The sequence below is a fragment of the Marinobacter sp. LQ44 genome, assembly GCF_001447155.2.
Taxonomy (GTDB): domain Bacteria; phylum Pseudomonadota; class Gammaproteobacteria; order Pseudomonadales; family Oleiphilaceae; genus Marinobacter.
On the sequence record NZ_CP014754.1, the window covers coordinates 478,626 to 496,351 of the forward strand.

Annotated in this window: 14 protein-coding genes; 4 read left to right on the forward strand and 10 right to left on the reverse strand. The window is 55.7% G+C overall.

Going from position 1 to position 17,726, the window contains the following annotated elements:
• Nucleotides 1-272 precede the first annotated feature (272 nt).
• From ASQ50_RS02240 to sdhC, 4 genes are read right to left on the reverse strand one after another with little or no spacing between them, the layout of a single operon-like run.
• Nucleotides 273-977 carry a succinate dehydrogenase iron-sulfur subunit gene (locus tag ASQ50_RS02240; protein WP_058091183.1) on the reverse strand — a complete coding sequence of 235 codons (705 nt, stop codon included), beginning with the start codon at nucleotides 975-977 and terminating at the stop codon, nucleotides 273-275.
• A 15-nt stretch (nucleotides 978-992) separates the two neighbouring features.
• On the reverse strand, nucleotides 993-2,765 hold the full coding sequence (gene sdhA, locus ASQ50_RS02245; protein ID WP_058091184.1) for a succinate dehydrogenase flavoprotein subunit: 1,773 nt from the start codon (nucleotides 2,763-2,765) through the stop codon (nucleotides 993-995).
• Between the two features lie 3 nt (nucleotides 2,766-2,768).
• Nucleotides 2,769-3,113, reverse strand: a complete 345-nt coding sequence (gene sdhD / locus ASQ50_RS02250; RefSeq protein ID WP_058091185.1) for a succinate dehydrogenase, hydrophobic membrane anchor protein — start codon at nucleotides 3,111-3,113, stop codon at nucleotides 2,769-2,771.
• Nucleotides 3,107-3,481, reverse strand: coding sequence for a succinate dehydrogenase, cytochrome b556 subunit (gene sdhC / locus ASQ50_RS02255; protein ID WP_058091197.1), 375 nt, complete (start codon nucleotides 3,479-3,481; stop codon nucleotides 3,107-3,109). Before sdhC ends, sdhD begins: the two co-directional genes overlap by 7 nt.
• Nucleotides 3,482-3,958: 477 nt before the next feature.
• Between sdhC and gltA the strand changes: the two genes are divergently transcribed.
• Nucleotides 3,959-5,233: a citrate synthase gene (gltA, locus tag ASQ50_RS02260; RefSeq protein ID WP_058091186.1), complete on the forward strand. Its 1,275-nt coding sequence runs from the start codon at nucleotides 3,959-3,961 to the stop codon at nucleotides 5,231-5,233.
• A 33-nt stretch (nucleotides 5,234-5,266) separates the two neighbouring features.
• Nucleotides 5,267-6,208 carry an NAD(P)-dependent oxidoreductase gene (locus ASQ50_RS02265; protein WP_227513311.1) on the forward strand — a complete coding sequence of 314 codons (942 nt, stop codon included), beginning with the start codon at nucleotides 5,267-5,269 and terminating at the stop codon, nucleotides 6,206-6,208.
• A 37-nt stretch (nucleotides 6,209-6,245) separates the two neighbouring features.
• Here ASQ50_RS02265 and topA read toward each other — a convergent pair whose 3' ends face one another.
• The 3 genes from topA to fadB all read right to left on the reverse strand — a co-directional run bounded on the left by topA (nucleotide 6,246) and on the right by fadB (nucleotide 12,505).
• On the reverse strand, nucleotides 6,246-8,885 hold the full coding sequence (gene topA, locus ASQ50_RS02270; protein ID WP_058091188.1) for a type I DNA topoisomerase: 2,640 nt from the start codon (nucleotides 8,883-8,885) through the stop codon (nucleotides 6,246-6,248).
• A gap of 264 nt (nucleotides 8,886-9,149) precedes the next feature.
• A complete protein-coding gene (gene fadA / locus ASQ50_RS02275) occupies nucleotides 9,150-10,325 on the reverse strand; it encodes an acetyl-CoA C-acyltransferase FadA (protein ID WP_058091189.1) in 1,176 nt (391 codons plus the stop codon).
• Nucleotides 10,326-10,357: 32 nt separating this feature from the next.
• Nucleotides 10,358-12,505: a fatty acid oxidation complex subunit alpha FadB gene (gene fadB, locus ASQ50_RS02280; RefSeq protein WP_058091190.1), complete on the reverse strand. Its 2,148-nt coding sequence runs from the start codon at nucleotides 12,503-12,505 to the stop codon at nucleotides 10,358-10,360.
• A gap of 314 nt (nucleotides 12,506-12,819) precedes the next feature.
• Between fadB and ASQ50_RS02285 the strand changes: the two genes are divergently transcribed.
• Complete coding sequence (locus ASQ50_RS02285; RefSeq protein ID WP_058091191.1) at nucleotides 12,820-13,638, forward strand: hypothetical protein; 819 nt, start codon at nucleotides 12,820-12,822, stop codon at nucleotides 13,636-13,638.
• 130 nt (nucleotides 13,639-13,768) lie between these two features.
• A complete protein-coding gene (locus ASQ50_RS02290; protein ID WP_058091192.1) occupies nucleotides 13,769-14,200 on the forward strand; it encodes a universal stress protein in 432 nt (143 codons plus the stop codon).
• A gap of 49 nt (nucleotides 14,201-14,249) precedes the next feature.
• Here the strand turns inward: ASQ50_RS02290 and ASQ50_RS02295 are convergent, their stop codons facing one another.
• From ASQ50_RS02295 to ASQ50_RS02305, 3 genes are read right to left on the reverse strand one after another with little or no spacing between them, the layout of a single operon-like run.
• Nucleotides 14,250-14,918: a DUF6901 family protein gene (locus ASQ50_RS02295; protein ID WP_058091193.1), complete on the reverse strand. Its 669-nt coding sequence runs from the start codon at nucleotides 14,916-14,918 to the stop codon at nucleotides 14,250-14,252.
• Complete coding sequence (locus tag ASQ50_RS02300; protein ID WP_058091198.1) at nucleotides 14,915-16,852, reverse strand: ATP-binding cassette domain-containing protein; 1,938 nt, start codon at nucleotides 16,850-16,852, stop codon at nucleotides 14,915-14,917. The genes ASQ50_RS02295 and ASQ50_RS02300 overlap by 4 nt, the downstream gene beginning before the upstream one ends.
• 5 nt (nucleotides 16,853-16,857) lie before the next feature.
• A complete protein-coding gene (locus ASQ50_RS02305; protein WP_058091194.1) occupies nucleotides 16,858-17,655 on the reverse strand; it encodes an MOSC domain-containing protein in 798 nt (265 codons plus the stop codon).
• Nucleotides 17,656-17,726: the final 71 nt, after the last annotated feature.

Sequence of the window (17,726 nt, forward strand, 5' to 3'; positions counted from 1 at the left end):
GGCCAGGGGTAATTCACAGTCAATACGGGTTATTACGGCATGACTTTGGCCACCACACCCAGCAAGGATGTTTTCCGTCCCCAGTGATTTTTTATACTCGGCAACACTGCCCGGCATCCTGGATAAGTCAACCGAAGCAGCGGGCCTAAGTTTGCACTCCATTAAGACCTTTGACTATAAGCCTTTGGTTGAAGGCCCCGCGTAATGCGAGGCCTTCGGGGTACTAAACTGGTGCCGAAACACCAGTATAGCTGGTGCTACAGAATTTGCGCTCAGGTAGCGCGCTGCAGCAACAGGTTCCGAATGTGGCCAATTGCCTTCGTGGGGTTCAGGCCTTTCGGACATACACTGACACAGTTCATGATACCCCGACAGCGGAAGACGCTGAACGGGTCATCCAGATTGGCCAGACGCTCCGCCTGTGCGGTATCACGACTATCCGCAAGGAAGCGATAGGCCTGCAGCAGGCCAGCCGGGCCGATGAATTTGTCCGGGTTCCACCAGAACGACGGGCAGGACGTGGAACAGCAGGCACAGAGAATACACTCGTACAGGCCGTCCAGCTTCTCACGATCTTCCGGAGACTGCAGGCGCTCAATGGCGGGTGCCGGGGTGTCATTCACCAGGTACGGCATCACCTTTTCATACTGCTTGTAGAACAGGCTCATGTCGACCACCAGGTCCCGGATCACCGGCAAACCAGGCAGCGGGCGCAGAACCAGCTTGTTGTTCTTGACCACATCCGACACCGGAGTGATACAAGCCAGGCCGTTCTTGCCATTCATGTTCATACCATCAGAGCCACAGACACCTTCCCGACAGGAACGGCGATAGCTCATGGAAGGATCCCTCTCCTTCACCAGATTCAGAACATCAAGGACCATCAGGTCTTTACCTTCCGGAATCTCAACCTCTACATCCTGCATGTAAGGGGCATTATCGGTTTCCGGATTGTAGCGATACAGGCTTACCAACATTTTCAGGATACCCCCTTAGTAGGTCCGGACTTTCGGCTGGAAAGTCGGAACCGTTTTCGGTGCAAAGTTCACGTCACGCTTGCCAACACGCTTGTCCAGCGGGAAGTACATGGAGTGCTTGAGCCAGTTCTCGTCGTCACGCTCAGTGAAGTCGTTACGGGCGTGGGCACCGCGACTTTCCTTACGCTCGATCGCAGACTTGGCGGTGGCGTAAGCCACTTCGTACAGGTTATCCAGCTCGAGCGCTTCAATACGCGCGGTGTTGAATGCCTTGCTGGTATCGGCCAACTTGGTTTTGCGTACACGCTCACCGATTTCTTCCAGCAGCTTGATACCCTTCTCCATGCTGTCGCCATCGCGGAACACGCCGAAGTAGAGCTGCATGCAGTTCTGCAGATCCTTACGGACCTTGGCCACATCTTCGCCTTCGGAAGCACTATCCAGACGCTCCAGACGGGCCATGGCGCGTTTGATATCTTCTTCGCTGGCACCATCAACCTCGAAACCGCCGCGCAGCTGCTCTTCAATGTGCAGGCCAGCCGCACGACCGAAGACCACCAGATCCAGCAGAGAGTTACCACCCAGACGGTTGGCGCCGTGTACCGATACACAGGCAGCCTCACCGCAGGCAAACAGGCCGGGAATCGGTTTATCGTTGCCGTTTTCATCCTGAGTCAGTGCCTGACCACCTACGTTGGTGGGAACACCACCCATCATGTAGTGACAGGTCGGAACGACCGGGATCGGCTCTTTCACCGGATCAACGTGCGCAAAGGTACGGGACAGCTCACAAATGCCCGGGAGGCGCAGGTTCAGGGTTTCTTCACCCAGGTGATCCAGCTTCAGCAATACGTGATCCTTCTCGGGACCACAACCACGGCCTTCCAGGATTTCCAGAACCATGGAGCGTGCAACCACATCACGGCCAGCAAGGTCTTTGGCGTTCGGAGCATAACGCTCCATGAAGCGCTCACCCTCGGAGTTGATCAGGTAACCACCCTCACCCCGACAACCTTCAGTAACCAGTGTGCCAGCGCCGTGGATACCGGTCGGGTGGAACTGCCACATTTCCATATCCTGCACCGGGAAGCCGGCTCGCAGCGCCATGCCAATACCGTCACCGGTATTGATCATCGCATTGGTGGTAGACGCATAGATGCGGCCAGCACCGCCAGTGGCAAGGACAGTAGCCTTGGATTTGATGTACGCAACTTCACCGGTTTCGATCTCGATGGCTACGACACCAACCACTTCATCCTTGCTGTTTTTGACCAGATCAACCGCATACCACTCATTAAGGAAGGTGGTACCGCCCTTCAGGTTGGCCTGATAAAGCGTGTGCAGCAGGGCGTGACCGGTACGGTCCGCAGCAGCACAGGTACGAGCGGCCTGGGTGGGGTTATCCGGACCCTTGGACTGTCCACCGAACGGACGCTGGTAGATACGGCCCTGCTCGGTACGGGAAAACGGAAGACCCATGTGCTCCAATTCAAATACTGCCTGGGGGCCCACAGAACACATGTACTCGATGGCGTCCTGGTCACCGATATAGTCGGAGCCTTTGACGGTATCGTACATGTGCCAGCGCCAGTCATCGTTAGGATCGGCACTTGCGATCGCACAGGTAATACCGCCCTGGGCGGATACGGTGTGCGAACGGGTCGGAAATACTTTTGTGATACACGCAGTTTTGACGCCAGTCTCGGTCAACTGCAGGGCGGCTCGCATACCGGCACCGCCGCCACCGATAACAATCGCGTCGTAAGACATGGTCTTGATGTTAGCCATCGATTAAAGCCCCCAAAGAATCTGAATGCCCCAGATCAGGTACACAAACATGGTAAGACCGCACAGCGCCTGAACAAGGAAACGGGGCGCCATGGATTTGAGATAATCAGTCGTCACAGTCCAGAGACCAACCCATGCATGGGCACCCAGGGAAAACAGTGCCAACAGGGTAAAAATACGGAACCAGGCCTGGTCGAACAGCGCGCTCCAGGTTTCGTAGTTGATGTCTGTCATCACCATGAAGCCCAGCAGAAACACTGTATAAATAGCCAGTACGTAGGCAGTGACACGCTGGATCAGCCAATCAAAAACGCCACTGCGGCCGAGGTTAGTTACGCTGCTTACCATACCCAGACTCCTGCCAGAATGATGAGAACAATGGAAACCACAACAGTGATCTTCGCGGCGAGGCGACCGCTCTCAAGCTCTTCTGCAATACCCATATCCATCAGCAGGTGCTTAATGCCCGCAACCAGGTGGTACAACAGGGCAGACAGGATGCCCCAGATAATCAGCTTCGCCAGGAAGCTGTCCAGCAGTTCGCTAACCCGGGCGAAACCATCTTCTCCGGACAGGGAGAGATCCAGGCCGTACAACAGGAAGGCAACACCAACAAAAATGATGATGCCGCTGATACGATGCAGGATCGACGTGATGGCAGGCAGCGGGAAATGGAACTTGCCGAGATCGAGATTTACTGGTCGTTTGCTATTCACAGCGCTCTCACACTCTCTCTTGGTTCCGCAGGACCGAAAACCGGCTGCGGATGGTTGGTATGTTGGGATCGGAGGATCGATACGAGACCGATAACCGATTGGTTCAGGAGGGCGGATGGTAACCCGGTAGCTTGCTATGCTGAAGCGTGCATTGAGGTTCATCCCCGATTCCGGGCTACGGATTATAAGGAGACACCCCGGTAATTACAAACTTGCAACAACGCCCAAAGCCTTGGCCACAGGCGCCTCACACCCTCTATAAGCATTATTGACAAATTCAATTTCACCCGTTTGGCACCGTTATTCCGGATATCCCTCATTTACACGCGAAATTTAAATTGCCGCTTTTCGAGACTTGTGCATTGACAAAAAAGGCTGACGCCCTATATTTTGCCGCCAGTTTTGCGATAATACGCGCTTTCTGGCGCATCTACATATGCAGAAAAGCTGTTACAGCTAATCAAACAGGAGAGCACCATGACCGACAGGAAAGCCACGCTCTCGGTGGGAGATAAGTCCATTGAGCTACCGGTTTATTCCGGCACCGTCGGCCCTGACGTTATCGACGTACGCGGCCTAGTCCAGGAAGGCGTTTTTACCTACGATCCGGGTTTTGTATCCACTGCAGCCTGCGAATCCGCCATCACCTACATTGATGGCGCTAAAGGTGTGTTGCTGCACCGCGGTTACCCGATTGACCAGCTGGCCGAGCAGTCTGACTTCCTTGAAGTGTGCTACCTGCTCCTGAACGGCGAGCTGCCCAGCGAAGACGAAAACAAGCGCTTCCACGAAACCATCAAAAACCACACCATGCTGCACGACCAGATGCGTAACTTCTTCAACGGCTTCCGCCGTGACGCGCATCCGATGGCTATCATGTGTGGCGTTGTTGGCGCCCTGTCTGCGTTCTACCACGACCAGATGGACGTAACCGATCCCAAACAGCGTGAAGTAACAGCTCATCGCCTGATTGCCAAGATGCCAACCATCGCGGCCTGGTGCTACAAGTATTCCGTTGGTCAGCCATTCATGTATCCGCGTAACGATCTCTCTTACGCTGAAAATTTCCTGCACATGATGTTTGGCACTCCATGTGAAGAGTACAAGCCGAACCCGGTTCTTGCCAACGCGATGGACAAGATCTTCATTCTGCACGCCGATCACGAGCAGAACGCCTCTACCTCCACCGTCCGTCTGGCCGGCTCTACCGGTGCTAACCCCTATGCCTGTATCGCTTCCGGTATCGCAGCACTCTGGGGGCCCGCCCACGGTGGCGCGAACGAGGCCGTTCTGGACATGCTGGCTGAAATCGGTGACGAGTCCAACATTGAGACGTTCATCGCCAAGGCCAAGGATAAAGATGATCCTTTCCGCCTGATGGGCTTTGGCCACCGGGTGTACAAGAACTTCGACCCGCGCGCCAAGGTTATGGCACAAACCGCTCACGAAGTGCTGAGCGAACTGGGCCTGGAGAACGATCCACTGCTGAAGATCGCCCAGCGCCTGGAAAAGATCGCCCTGGAAGACGAGTACTTCGTGCAGCGCCAGCTGTATCCGAACGTCGACTTCTACTCCGGCATCATCCTGAAAGCTATCGGTATTCCGACTTCCATGTTTACCGTTATCTTTGCGATGTCCCGCACCATTGGCTGGTTCTCACACTGGAACGAAATGGTCAGCGGCAACTACCGCATCGGCCGCCCGCGCCAGCTGTATACCGGCTCGCCAAAGCGCGACTATCCGAAGAAGTAATCCGTTCGGATTGCCCGGAAATGAAAAAAGCCGCTGACCCAGCGGCTTTTTTCGTATCATGGCAATACAAAACTCTCCCAATCCAACGATGACAAGGAGCAGACCATGGCAACCATCGCTTTTATCGGGCTCGGCGTAATGGGCTATCCGATGGCCGGTCACCTGTCGCGAGCAGGTCACAAGGTATCTGTGTGGAACCGCACCGGCGCAAAGGCTCAGCAATGGGCGAAACAGTACCCAGGAAAAGCCTGCAACAGTATTGCAGAAGCGGTCAACAATGCCGATGTGGTACTGACCTGCGTTGGTGCCGACAAAGACCTCGAAGAAGTCTACACAGCCCCTGAGGGGATCATCAGCAATACGCCGGCCACCGCCATTCTGGTAGACCACACCACAGCCTCTGCCGGCATTGCCGAGACCTTGGCTGAAGCCGCGCAGGCCAAGGGTCAGGGTTTCATTGATGCCCCGGTATCCGGCGGCCAGCAAGGGGCTGAAAACGGACTTTTAACCATTATGTGCGGCGGCAGTGATGACGATTTCCGGAAGGTCCAACCGATACTCGAATGCTACGCCCGGGCACTCAACCTGATGGGCCCGGTGGGTAGCGGCCAGAAAACGAAGATGGTCAATCAGATTGCCATTGCCGGCCTGGTTCAGGGTCTGTCAGAAGCCCTGCACTTTGCCGAACAGGCAGAGCTCGATGCACGCAAAGTGGTTGACGTGATTTCCAAGGGGGCGGCGCAGTCATGGCAGATGGAAAACCGTTCCGGCACCATGATTGACGGCGAATTTGAGCACGGTTTTGCGGTGGACTGGATGCGCAAGGACCTGGCCATCTGCCTGGAAGAAGCCCGCAAAAACGGCTCCAGATTGCCGGTAACGGCGTTGGTAGACCAGTTTTACGGAGATGTGCAGGAGATGGGCGGCAACCGCTGGGACACCTCTTCGCTGATTCAGCGGCTTCGCAAGAAGTAATGATTAGCCACGGACACTCGCGCCCGTGGCTAAACTATCACTTCTTCTTGTCCCGCGGCACCCAGCGGCCGTTTTCGTACCAGGCGGACCAACCGGTGGCTTTGCCATCCTGTTCCGACATCACGTACTGCTCTTTGGACTTCCGGCTATAACGGATCACCGTCGGGTTACCCTCGGGGTCTTTCTCCGGGGCGTCCATCAGGTAATCGTATTTCGGATCGATTTCCTTCCGGTGTGGTTTGATTTCCATCACCAGCGGTGGACGGGTTTCCCGGTTTTTCGGGAACTTGCTGGCAGCCAGGAACAGGCCGGAAGCACCATCACGGAGCACATAAGTGTCATCCACTTTCTGGCACTGAAGCTCTGGCATGGGTACCGGGTCCATTTTGGGCGGTGCTGGCTCGCCGTTCTTGAGCAATTTGCGCGTATTCTTGCACTCGGCATTAGTGCAACCGAAGTACTTGCCGAACCGGCCGGTCTTGAGCTGCATCTCGGAGCCACACTTGTCACACTCCAGCGTCGGCCCATCGTAACCTTTGATACGGAACGTACCCTCTTCAACCTCGTACCCCGAGCAGTCGGGATTGTTACCACACACGTGCAGCTTGCGCTTCTCGTCGATCAGGTAGCTGTCCATGGCCGTACCACATTTCGAACAGCGGCGCTTTTTCCGGAGCAGCCGGGTTTCGCCTTCCCCTTCCACGTCGTCGTCAGCGCTCACCACTTCGTCACCAGACACCAGGTTAATGGTGGTCTTGCAGCGCTCCTTGGGTGGCAGCGAATAGCCGGAGCAGCCTAGGAACACGCCGGTACTGGCCACCCGGATCTGCATATTCCGGCCACAGCTCGGGCACGGTATATCGGTTTCCGTGGGGGTATTGGCGCGCATACCGCCATCCGTCTTTTCAGCGCTTTCCAGCTGATTACGGAACTTGGCGTAGAAATCGTTCAGAACTTTTTTCCACTGAACTTCACCCTCGGCGATCTGGTCCAGCTCATCTTCGAGGCGCGCGGTGAAATCGTAATCCATCAGGTTCGGGAAGGACTCCGCCAGCCGCTCGGTCACGATTTCGCCCATCTTCTCCGCGTAGAAGCGGCGATTCTGAAGCTTTACGTAGCCCCGATCCTGAATAGTAGAAATAATGGACGCATAGGTGGACGGCCGGCCGATCCCCTGTTTTTCGAGCTCTTTGACCAAGCTTGCTTCGGTGTACCGGGGTGCCGGCTTGGTAAAGTGTTGGGTCGGATCCAACTTCCTGAGATCCAGAGGCTGATCCTCCTTGATATCCGGCAACGCCACGTCCTCATCTTTCTTGGTGGACTGAGGAGCAGCCTTCAGGAAGCCGTCAAACTTGACGATTCGACCCCGTGTGCGCAGCTCGTAGTCGCCGTTAGCCACCACAATCGAGGTACTCAGGAATTCGGCATCTGCCATCTGGCAGGCGATAAACTGACGCCAGATCAGGTCGTAGAGCTTCTCTGCGTCCTTTTCCAGGCCGGTAATATCCGTTGGCCTGCGAGCAACATCGGTCGGGCGAATCGCTTCGTGAGCTTCCTGAGCGCCTTCCTTGCTGCCGTAGACCCGCGGTTTCTCAGGCAAATAACGTTCGCCGAACTGCTTCTGGATGAACTCACGACAGCTGGCTACAGCATCCTGGCTGAGATTGGTGGAATCCGTACGCATGTAGGTAATAAAACCGGCCTCGTACAATCGCTGGGCCAGCATCATGGTTTTCTTGACACTGAACCCCATGCGGTTACTGGCCGCCTGCTGCAGCGTGGAGGTAATAAATGGTGCAGACGGACGGGATCGGGTCGGCTTGTCTTCGCGCTTGGCCACCTTGAAGCCGCCAGCCTTGAGCCGCTCAACGTGCTCCTTGCTCTGAGCCTCGTTGACCGGGCGGTAGGGCTTGTCGTTATAACGGGTGACTTCGAACCGGACCGGGTCTTTGGCGCCCTCGGCAGCAAGGTCTGCATGCAATTGCCAGAACTCTTCCGGCACAAACTTACGGATCTCCCGCTCCCGTTCCACAATCAGTCGTACGGCGACGGATTGCACACGCCCCGCAGACAGGCCCCGGGCAATCTTTGCCCACAACAGCGGCGAAACCATATAACCCACAACACGGTCCAGGAACCGGCGGGCCTGCTGCGCATTCACCCGGTTGTAATCCAGATTGCCCGGATCCTTGAAGGCTTCCTGAATCGCCCGTTTGGTAATCTCGTTGAACACCACACGACGGTATTTGTCCGGCTCGCCGCCAATTGTCTCCTGAAGGTGCCAGGCAATCGCTTCCCCTTCTCTGTCCAAATCCGTTGCCAGATAGATATGGTCAGCAGACTTGGCCAAACGCTTGAGCTCGCTGACCACCTTTTCCTTGCCGGGCAAAATCTCGTAACGGGCGCTCCAGTCATGGTCGGGATCGACACCCATACGGGCAACCAGCTGCTCCCGTGCCTTACGCTTCTTGTGCTCGGCTTTTTCTTCCGGGCTCATCTTGCGGGTGGCTGCGGCCTGCTTTGCCCGTTCTTTCGGGTCTGACTGGCTGCCACTACCACTGACAGGCAGGTCACGAATGTGGCCAACACTGGACTTCACGATAAAATCCGAGCCCAGGTACTTGTTGATGGTCTTCGCTTTCGCTGGTGACTCGACAATAACGAGACTTTTACCCATATCGGAGATCTGTATCCTTGGCGATAATTCGGTTAATAGCTGAACAAACCGCAAACTCGCATAAAAATCAGGCAACTGGAAAACATAGAGCTGCCATTGTGTATAGGCTCACTGTTTTACAGGGTCAAGAATTGCAAGACAACCCATTCTTTGATTTCAGTCAGCCTTTTTTTCAAATATCAGCAGCAGACACCAGGCCCTGAAACAGGAAGGCCCGGCAAAAGCCGGGCCTCCTGATGAGCGTTACTGATTCGGATCAACCGATCAGAGGCGCTCCCACACAGTGGCAATGCCCTGGCCAAGACCGATGCACATGGTGGAAACACCAAGCTTACCGCCTTTGGCCTGCATAACATTCAGCAGTGTGGTGGAGATACGGGCACCAGAGCAGCCCAGCGGATGGCCAAGGGCAATCGCGCCGCCGTTCAGGTTAACCTTCTCTTCCATGACGCCCAGCAGTTTCAGATCTTTCAAAACCGGCAGGGATTGGCCAGCGAAGGCTTCGTTCAGTTCCCAGAAGTCGATGTCTTCGACTTTCAGGCCAGCACGCTTCAGCGCCTTCTTGGTAGCCGGAACCGGACCGTAGCCCATGATCGCGGGATCACAGCCGGCAACTGCCATGCTGCGAATCTTGGCGATCGGCTTCAGGCCCAGGGCTTCTGCCCGCTCGGCTGACATCAGCACCATCGCAGCGGCACCGTCGGTCAGCTGCGAGGAAGTACCAGCAGTCACGGTACCGTTCTTCGGATCAAACGCCGGACGCAGCTGGCTGAGGGACTCAGCCGTGGTTTCTGGACGAATGGTCTCGTCTTCTTCGATCAGCTTCACAAAGCCATTTTCGTCATGACCTTCAACCGGAACGATTTCGTTCTTGAAGCGGCCTTCAACGGTAGCTTCGTGAGCCAGGCGATGGGAACGGGCACCGAACTCATCCTGTTGCTCACGGGTAATGCCGTGCATTTTCGCCAGCATTTCTGCAGTCAGGCCCATCATGTTGGAGGCCTTGGCAGTGTACTTGGACGCAGCCGGGTTGTGGTCAAAGCCAGCGGTCATGGGTACGTGGCCCATGTGCTCGACACCACCCACCATGAACACATCACCGTTGCCAGTCTGGATAGCCTGGGCAGCTGTGTGGATAGCGCTCATGGCGGAACCACACAGACGGTTAACGGTCTGGGCAGCAGACTCGTGAGGGATACGGGTCAGCAGGGAAATCTGCCGTGCCACGTTAAAGCCCTGCTCTTTGGTCTGGTTTACACAGCCCCAGATCACATCTTCTACTTCTTTCGGGTCGAGCTTCGGGTTGCGCTCAAACAGTGCTTCAATCAGCGCAGCGGACAGAGTCTCGGCGCGAACGTTGCGGAAACAGCCGTTTTTGGCACGACCCATCGGAGTCCGCACGCAATCGACGACGACAACGTCTCTCGGATTAAGGCTCATAGATCTTTCTCCGTTCGGAAATCTCGTTAGGGTTAGCCAAAGAACTTCTTGCCAGTCTTGGCCATTTCACGCAGCTTCTCGGTCGGCGCGTACAGCGGGCCAAGATCTGCGTACTTGTCTGCCAGTTCGACGAACTTGTCGACGCCCATGTCGTCGATGTAGCGCAATGCACCACCACGGAACGGAGGGAAGCCGATACCGTAGATCAGGCCCATGTCTGCATCGGCCGGGTCTTCAACAATGTTGTCTTCCAGGCAGCGAACGGTTTCCAGGCACAGAGGAATCATCATGCGGGCGATGATTTCTTCTTCGTCGAAGTCCTTGCTGCCGTTAACCACAGGCTCGATAAGCTTGTAGGTTTCTTCGTCGACAACTTTCTTCGGCTTGCCCTTCTTGTCTTCTTCGTACTTGTAGAAGCCCTTGTCGTTCTTCTGACCGTAACGGTTGTTCTCGAACATCACGTCAATGCCAGACTTGAAGTCGGCCTTCATGCGATCCGGGAAGCCCTCTGCCATCACCTCGTTGGCGTGCTTGGCAGTGTCCATACCTACAACGTCGAGCAAGTAAGCCGGGCCCATGGGCCAGCCGAACTTTTCCATCACCTTGTCGATCTTCTGGAAATCAGCACCGTCACGCAGCAGCGCGGCAAATCCACCGAAATACGGGAACAGAACACGGTTAACCAGGAAGCCCGGGCAATCGTTGACCACGATCGGGGTCTTGCCCATGGCCTTGGCGTAAGCAACAGTGGTCGCGATGGCGCGGTCACTGGTCTTCTCGCCACGGATAACCTCAACCAGCGGCATCATGTGCACCGGGTTGAAGAAGTGCATGCCACAGAAGTTCTCCGGACGCTTCAGGTTCTTGGCCAGAAGGTTGATGGAGATGGTAGAGGTGTTGGACGTCAGGATGGTGTCCTCGCGAACCGCGTCTTCAGTTTCACGCAGAACCGCATCTTTAACCTTCGGGTTCTCAACAACCGCTTCAACAACCAGATCTACGCTCTTGAAATCACCGTAGTTCAGGGTCGGCGTGATGTTGTTCAGAACGTCGCCCATCTGGCCGGCGTCCATCTTGCCCTTGGCAACACGCTTGGACAGCAGCTTCTTGGCTTCATTCAGACCCAGCTTGATGCCGTCCTGATTGATGTCCTTCATAACAATCGGCGTGCCTTTCAGTGCAGACTGGAACGCCACACCGCCACCCATGATACCGGCACCCAGTACAGCGGCCAGTTTCACGTCGGAGGCTTCTTTTTCCCAGGCACTGGCTTTCTTCTTCAGAGCCTGGTCGTTCAGGAACAGACCAACCAGACACGCGGCAACGTTGGTCTTGGCCATCTTGGCGAAGCCTTTGGCTTCCACTTCGATCGCCTTGTCGCGGGTCATGCCGGCATGCTTCTGCATGGTCTTGATGGCTTCCACCGGCGCCGGGTAGTTCTTGCCAGCCTTGCCGGCCACGAACGCCTTGGAAATCTCAAACGCCATCATGCTTTCCATGGCGTTCAGCTTGATCTTGCCCTTCTTCTCTTCACGACGGGCCAGGTTATCCAGCTTGCCTTCGTTGCACTGGTTGATAATGGCAACAGCGGCAGCTATCAGCTTGTCTGCTTCAACCACGGCATCAACAGCACCCACTTTCAGAGCGGCATCGGCGCGGTTTTCAGTACCACCGGCAATCCACTCAACGGCGTTGTCCACACCCACCAGACGGGACAGACGTACAGTACCGCCAAAGCCCGGGAAGATACCCAGCTTCACTTCCGGCAGACCAACCTTGGCCTTGGGAGCCATAACACGGTAGTCGGTGGCCAGACACATCTCAAAACCACCGCCCAGAGCGATACCGTTGATAGCGGTAACCGTCGGGAACGGCAGATCTTCGATGGCGTTGAAAACTTCGTTCGCCTTCAGGTTGTTAGCAACGAGGTCTTCCTCGGAACCTGCAAACAGCTCGGTGAACTCGGTGATATCCGCACCGACAATAAAGCTGTCCTTGGAGCTGGTGACTACCAGGCCCTTGAGGTTCTTCTGGGATTTGAGTGCTTCAGCTGCGGCGCCCAGCTCTTCGATGGTGAGACGGTTGAACTTGTTAACTGACTCGCCCTGCAAGTCAAAGTCCAACTGAGCGATCCCGCCTTCGATCTCTTTAACCGTGATGGCTTTACCTTCGTAAATCATCAACTGATCTCCAGTCTGTGTTTGGAACTGCTGACAACCGGTTGGCGAAACGCCGAGCCGACTGCCTGTGCAGCGAGATTTCGGTCACTGCCCGATCATTCGATCCAAAAAATTCATACAGTCGTTTGAATCGTGAGGACACACGATGAAAAAAAAAGACGCGTTTGTCAATTTGTTTCTTGATGAAACCTGAAGAAAAAAGGGAGTACAGCCTGTAAGAGCCGGAAACTACTTGATTAGCCGGCAGAGTTACTTTAACTTCGAGATGCGACTTTAGTCCACAATAATAAAACAGTATTACGGAGACTCATCCGATGAAAGACGCTCGCCTGCGCATTCAGTCACTGCTTGCCGCACTGCTACTACTATCCCTGACCGCGTTTGGCGCCCAGGCACAGGACACCGGCGCAGACTTCCTGTCAGATCTGCACGATTTCCGCATCAACAATTATCTGGCCCTGGACTCGTTCTACGCATTCAGCGCCAACGGCGACACGGAAGCCCTCAATCGTATCGTGGGCAGTATCAATGCCTCCAATAATGCGATGAACGCCGTGATCGCCAGCACCAGTGGCGTTCTGTCGCCACAACAAGTAGAAGGACTCAATCAGGATTTCGATCAGTTCAAGGATCTCATGCGCGGAAACATCAACGAAGTCCGGGATCGCGGCTACCCTGACCTCCGCCTGATGGCCGATCTCGCAAACAAGGCGTCAAGCATGAACGAGCGTGCTACAGAGCTTTATGGTGTTGCCCAGGAGAACAGCGGCACCCAGGCTGACGCGCGTATTGAGTCTGCACGCTCCGCGGCCGTGGTGATGGCACAAATGATGGCAAGGTACTCCGCGCGCACCCACTCGTCCGTGGCCCAGACGTTCCAGGGCGCATCAGACGAAGCGTCGCTGGACCAGCAGGCTCTGATGTTTGACAGCTTGCTGGCCCAGGTACAATCAGGCTCCGCCAGTGCTGAGCTCAAGGCCGCCATTGATGATGTCAGCTCCAAATGGCAGTTCATCCGCAGCTCCTACATCAACTACAACGAAAACAACGTCAGCTTCGTCATTGACCGCTATTCCAAAGGGATCATTCGCAGCCTGACCACCACCATCGAAATCCTCGAAAGTAACGCCTGATGTGTCTTCGGGCGGATTAACGATCCGCCCGAAGTTTCCCTTCCTGTTGATGCCCGTCAGAATCCCGCTACACTTTCTCGTATAAACTGTTGATACTGACTATTACCCCAATTCGCAAAGGAGTGACTGAATGTCGACCTACAACAAGATGCTGGTTGCCATTGACCTGACAGAAGAAGCCCCGCAGGTTCTGAACAAAGCGAAAGCCATCTGCGACGCCTATGGTGCCGAGCTTTTTCTCGTCCATGTTGTTGAGCCGGTGGGTTACGCTTACGGTGGTGATATCCCGATGGACCTGACCGAACTTCAGGACCAGTTGGACAAAGCCGCCCGCGAGCAGCTGGCGAAGTACGGTGACCAGCATGGCGTGCCGAAAAGCCACCAGATCGTCACGGTTGGCCGTCCGGAATCCGAAATCCATCGTCTGGTAAAAGACCAGGGCGTTGATTTGGTGATCGTTGGCAGCCATGGCCGCAAGGGGTTTCAGTTGCTTCTGGGCTCAACTGCCAACGGCGTACTGCACGGCACCCAGTGCGACGTTCTGGCAATCCGAATTCATTGACGCGTTTTGGCGAAGGCCAGCTCGTTGTGATGCACCGACAAAGGGAGGCTTAAGCCTCCCCTTTCATTCTTGCCTGCAACTTCCTGAGCTGACTTTCCAGTGAAACACTGACACTCGACGCCATCGAGAAGAAATTCAGCAGCGCCTTAAGGTTGCTGTCGCCTTTGCAGACTGCGTGAATCCGTTGCCAGAGCGCCTGATTCACCAACTGAAGCCTCTGATTCCGCTCTACCAGCCCTTTCAGCTCCCAATCAGCCTGCTCCTGGTTCCGCTGGGAAAACAACTGCTGCAGTAGATAGTAGCCGACGCTCCGCATAACGAATTCATCGCTGTTGGCGAATGGGAGATGATGCAGCGCCATCGGCTTGAGTTCTGACAGCACCGGGCAGCCACTGGTTGCCATCTTCAGCCCAAGCAATGAACGCAGCGCTTCCTCAAGCGTTGTCTGCTTGGAGTAAGTACGCCGCTCGTCGGTGACCTCCACATTCACCTTCTGGTAAGCATCTTCGGCCTGAAACGCTTCAACTACCGGCAGGATTTCAACCGCCGCCGGGCAGTATTCCACCTCGCCCGCTTTCAGGGGGCAATTAGAGCACTTGCAATGCTCAAGTCTGACCCAGGAAGGGAATCCCGAGGCCGGTGGCTTCGCCGCTTCACCGGTGACCTTGAATTCGATGTTTCGTCCATCATGAAATTTAAAATTATAATTGATGTTCATTGACTCGCCTGTTCTTCCAGCTCCATCCACCGCTCGATGACCGACTCCAGCCGGGTTTCCGTTTCCGACAACTTCTCAAGAGTGGTTGAGACTTCGTCCGGTGGGCCTGAATAAAATTCCGGGGCAGAAATTAGTTCCTGAAGTTCTGCCACCTCACGTTCCAGCGCCTCAATCTTGCCAGGCAGCTGTTCCAGTTCCAGTTTAAGCTTGTAACTCAGCTTTGCGGCCTTCGGTTTTGCCGACTGCGACACAGTCTCTGACACCGGCTGCGTATTTTTGTCCGAACTGTCGGATTTATCACGCTTGTCCTGCTTGTCGAGGCGACTTCCGGAGGTCTCCGAGGGAAACCTGCCGCCCTGCCGACGCCAGTCTGTGTACCCGCCAACGTACTCCCGTACCGAACCGGAGCCATCCAGAAAGATGGTATCCGTCACCACATTATCGAGAAATTCCCGATCGTGACTAATGACGATGACTGTACCGTTAAAGTTCCCTAGTTGTTCTTCCAGCAATTCAAGGGTTTCGACATCCAGGTCATTGGTAGGTTCATCCAACACCAGTATATTGGCCGGCTTGCTGAAAAGCTTGGCCAGCAACAAACGCGCGCGTTCGCCACCGGAGAACACCCTGACCGGGGAACGGGCACGCTCAGGTGTAAACAGGAATTCCTGGAGATAGCCCAGAACATGCTTGCTCTGGCCGTTGATATCGATGAATTCGCGGCCTTCAGCCAGGTTATCGAGGGCATTACGTGAGAGATCCAGCTCTCCCCGAAGCTGATCAAAGTACGCCACTTGCAGGTTGGTCCCCAGGCGGATACTACCCTCAGTAGGCTCAAGCTCACCAAGCAGCAACCTGACCAGGGTGGTTTTACCGGTGCCGTTCTCCCCCACCAGACCAATCTTGTCGCCCCGGATCACCGTCAGGTCCATATCGCGCACAACCTGTTGACCGCCCGGGTATGAGAAGCCAGCCTGTCGCGACTCTGCCACCAGCTTGCCGGATTTCGCCGCCTCTTCCACGGAGAAGTTTGCCGTACCTCCTCGCACCCTACGCTGTCGATGCTCCTCGCGCATAGCCTTCAAAGCCCGCACGCGCCCCATGTTCCTGGTGCGGCGGGCCTTGATACCCTGTCGAATCCAGGCCTCTTCCTGTTTCAGGCGCTTATCGAACAATGCGCTCTGGCGCTCTTCATCTTCCAGCGCCTTCTCCTTGAGCTCGAGATACCGGTCATAGCTGGCAGCAAAACTGATCAGCTGCCCACGGTCGAGTTCAACCACCCGCGTGGCCATGCGCCTGATAAATGCCCGATCATGACTGACAAACAGCATCGCCCCGCGAAACTGGGTCAAGGCCTCCTCCAGCCAGGCAATAGCGGGCACATCAAGGTGGTTAGTTGGCTCGTCCAGCAACAGGATATCCGGCTCTGCCACCAATGCCTTTGCCAGCAAAACCCGGCGTTGCCACCCACCTGAGAGGGTGTTGAGGCGGCGGTCCGGGTCTATGCCATATTGCCCCAGAATGGTGTTCACCTTTTGATCAAGGCGCCAGCCATCCAACGACTCCAGGCGCTCCTGGACCTTCATCAGACTATTCATCGAGGCCTCGTCAGCGTGTTGGGACAGCCGATGAAATTCCGCCAAGAGTTCGCCGGTTTCCGGAAACGCCGAAGCCACAACGTCATAAGCCGTCCGGACATCGTCTGCTGGCAGGCTCTGAGGCAATACCGCAAGCACCGAGCCTTCCTCAAGACGGACAACACCCGCATCCGGGGTGACGTCACCACTGACGATTTTCAGTAGGGTTGACTTGCCCTCGCCGTTACGCCCGAGAAGGCACACTCGCTCCCCGGGATCAATCATCAGGGTTGCCTCATCCAGCAATGGATGCATGCCGAAGGCCAGGGATATTTTTTCCAGTGTTAACAAAGGCACCTTGATCAAGACTCCTGTTGGGAAATGTCTACGGCATCGCCGACCGAAAGGCGCCCGCTACCCTGGTGAACGATGTTCTGGCCGAAAATCACACCATCCCCGGTTTTGCGATAACGGGAGAGCGTTCTGAGGGGCTCGGTATCCGGATCTTTCAGGCCAGTATCCGGGTCTACCGTGGTCATGACGCACCGGGAACAGGGTTTTGCGACCGCAAACCGGGTTTCGCCGACGGTAATACTTTGCCAGCCATCTTCAGACCAGGCCTCAGCCCCTGAAATGACAACGTTCGGCCGAAAACGTCGCATTTCCACGGCTTTGGCCAGCCGGCTATTGAGCTCATCCAGGGATGCCTGATTGGTTATCAGCAAGGGGAACCCATCGGCAAATCCGACCCGGCGGTTTTCCGGCACCCGCAACGGGTCTACACGACGAAAACTCTCATCGGGCATGTACACAAAACGAAGGGACTGGCCAACGTAACGGCTGATCGCTGCATCGGCTGCCTCAGGGCCGGTTACGGCGTCCACTGTATCGCGCCATACCTTGACCACCGTTCTGCCATTGCCGGGCTTGAGGACGAAGTCACCCTGCCCCGGAATACCGATCTCAACACCCTCAGGCCCCAAACGGGTCGCAACATTTGCCAACACAGGTAGCTGTCGCTGGGTTATAAACTGCTCCTCATCGTTCACCAGCATCCAACGCCGGTCCCCGGCGGGTCCGAACTCATCCAGTTCGAATGACGACACTTCGATGCCAGCCAGGGACTTGACCGGGTATATAAAGAGGGATTGAACGCGCATGATGACCCCCCTTGCAAGTCACAGGTTTGGGATGGAAGTGAGCGAGTATAACCGACGAAACCTTGTCCATG

Excerpts from the sequence above, each read along its gene's own strand:
- fadA (WP_058091189.1), bottom strand. The coding sequence starts at position 10,325 with ATGAGCCTTAATCCGAGAGACGTTGTCGTCGTCGATTGCGTGCGGACT.
- ASQ50_RS02295 (WP_058091193.1), bottom strand. The coding sequence starts at position 14,918 with ATGAACATCAATTATAATTTTAAATTTCATGATGGACGAAACATCGAA.
- ASQ50_RS02290 (WP_058091192.1), top strand. The coding sequence starts at position 13,769 with ATGTCGACCTACAACAAGATGCTGGTTGCCATTGACCTGACAGAAGAA.
- fadB (WP_058091190.1), bottom strand. The coding sequence starts at position 12,505 with ATGATTTACGAAGGTAAAGCCATCACGGTTAAAGAGATCGAAGGCGGG.
- gltA (WP_058091186.1), top strand. The coding sequence starts at position 3,959 with ATGACCGACAGGAAAGCCACGCTCTCGGTGGGAGATAAGTCCATTGAG.
- ASQ50_RS02240 (WP_058091183.1), bottom strand. The coding sequence starts at position 977 with ATGTTGGTAAGCCTGTATCGCTACAATCCGGAAACCGATAATGCCCCT.
- sdhA (WP_058091184.1), bottom strand. The coding sequence starts at position 2,765 with ATGGCTAACATCAAGACCATGTCTTACGACGCGATTGTTATCGGTGGC.
- ASQ50_RS02305 (WP_058091194.1), bottom strand. The coding sequence starts at position 17,655 with ATGCGCGTTCAATCCCTCTTTATATACCCGGTCAAGTCCCTGGCTGGC.
- ASQ50_RS02285 (WP_058091191.1), top strand. The coding sequence starts at position 12,820 with ATGAAAGACGCTCGCCTGCGCATTCAGTCACTGCTTGCCGCACTGCTA.
- topA (WP_058091188.1), bottom strand. The coding sequence starts at position 8,885 with ATGGGTAAAAGTCTCGTTATTGTCGAGTCACCAGCGAAAGCGAAGACC.
- sdhD (WP_058091185.1), bottom strand. The coding sequence starts at position 3,113 with ATGGTAAGCAGCGTAACTAACCTCGGCCGCAGTGGCGTTTTTGATTGG.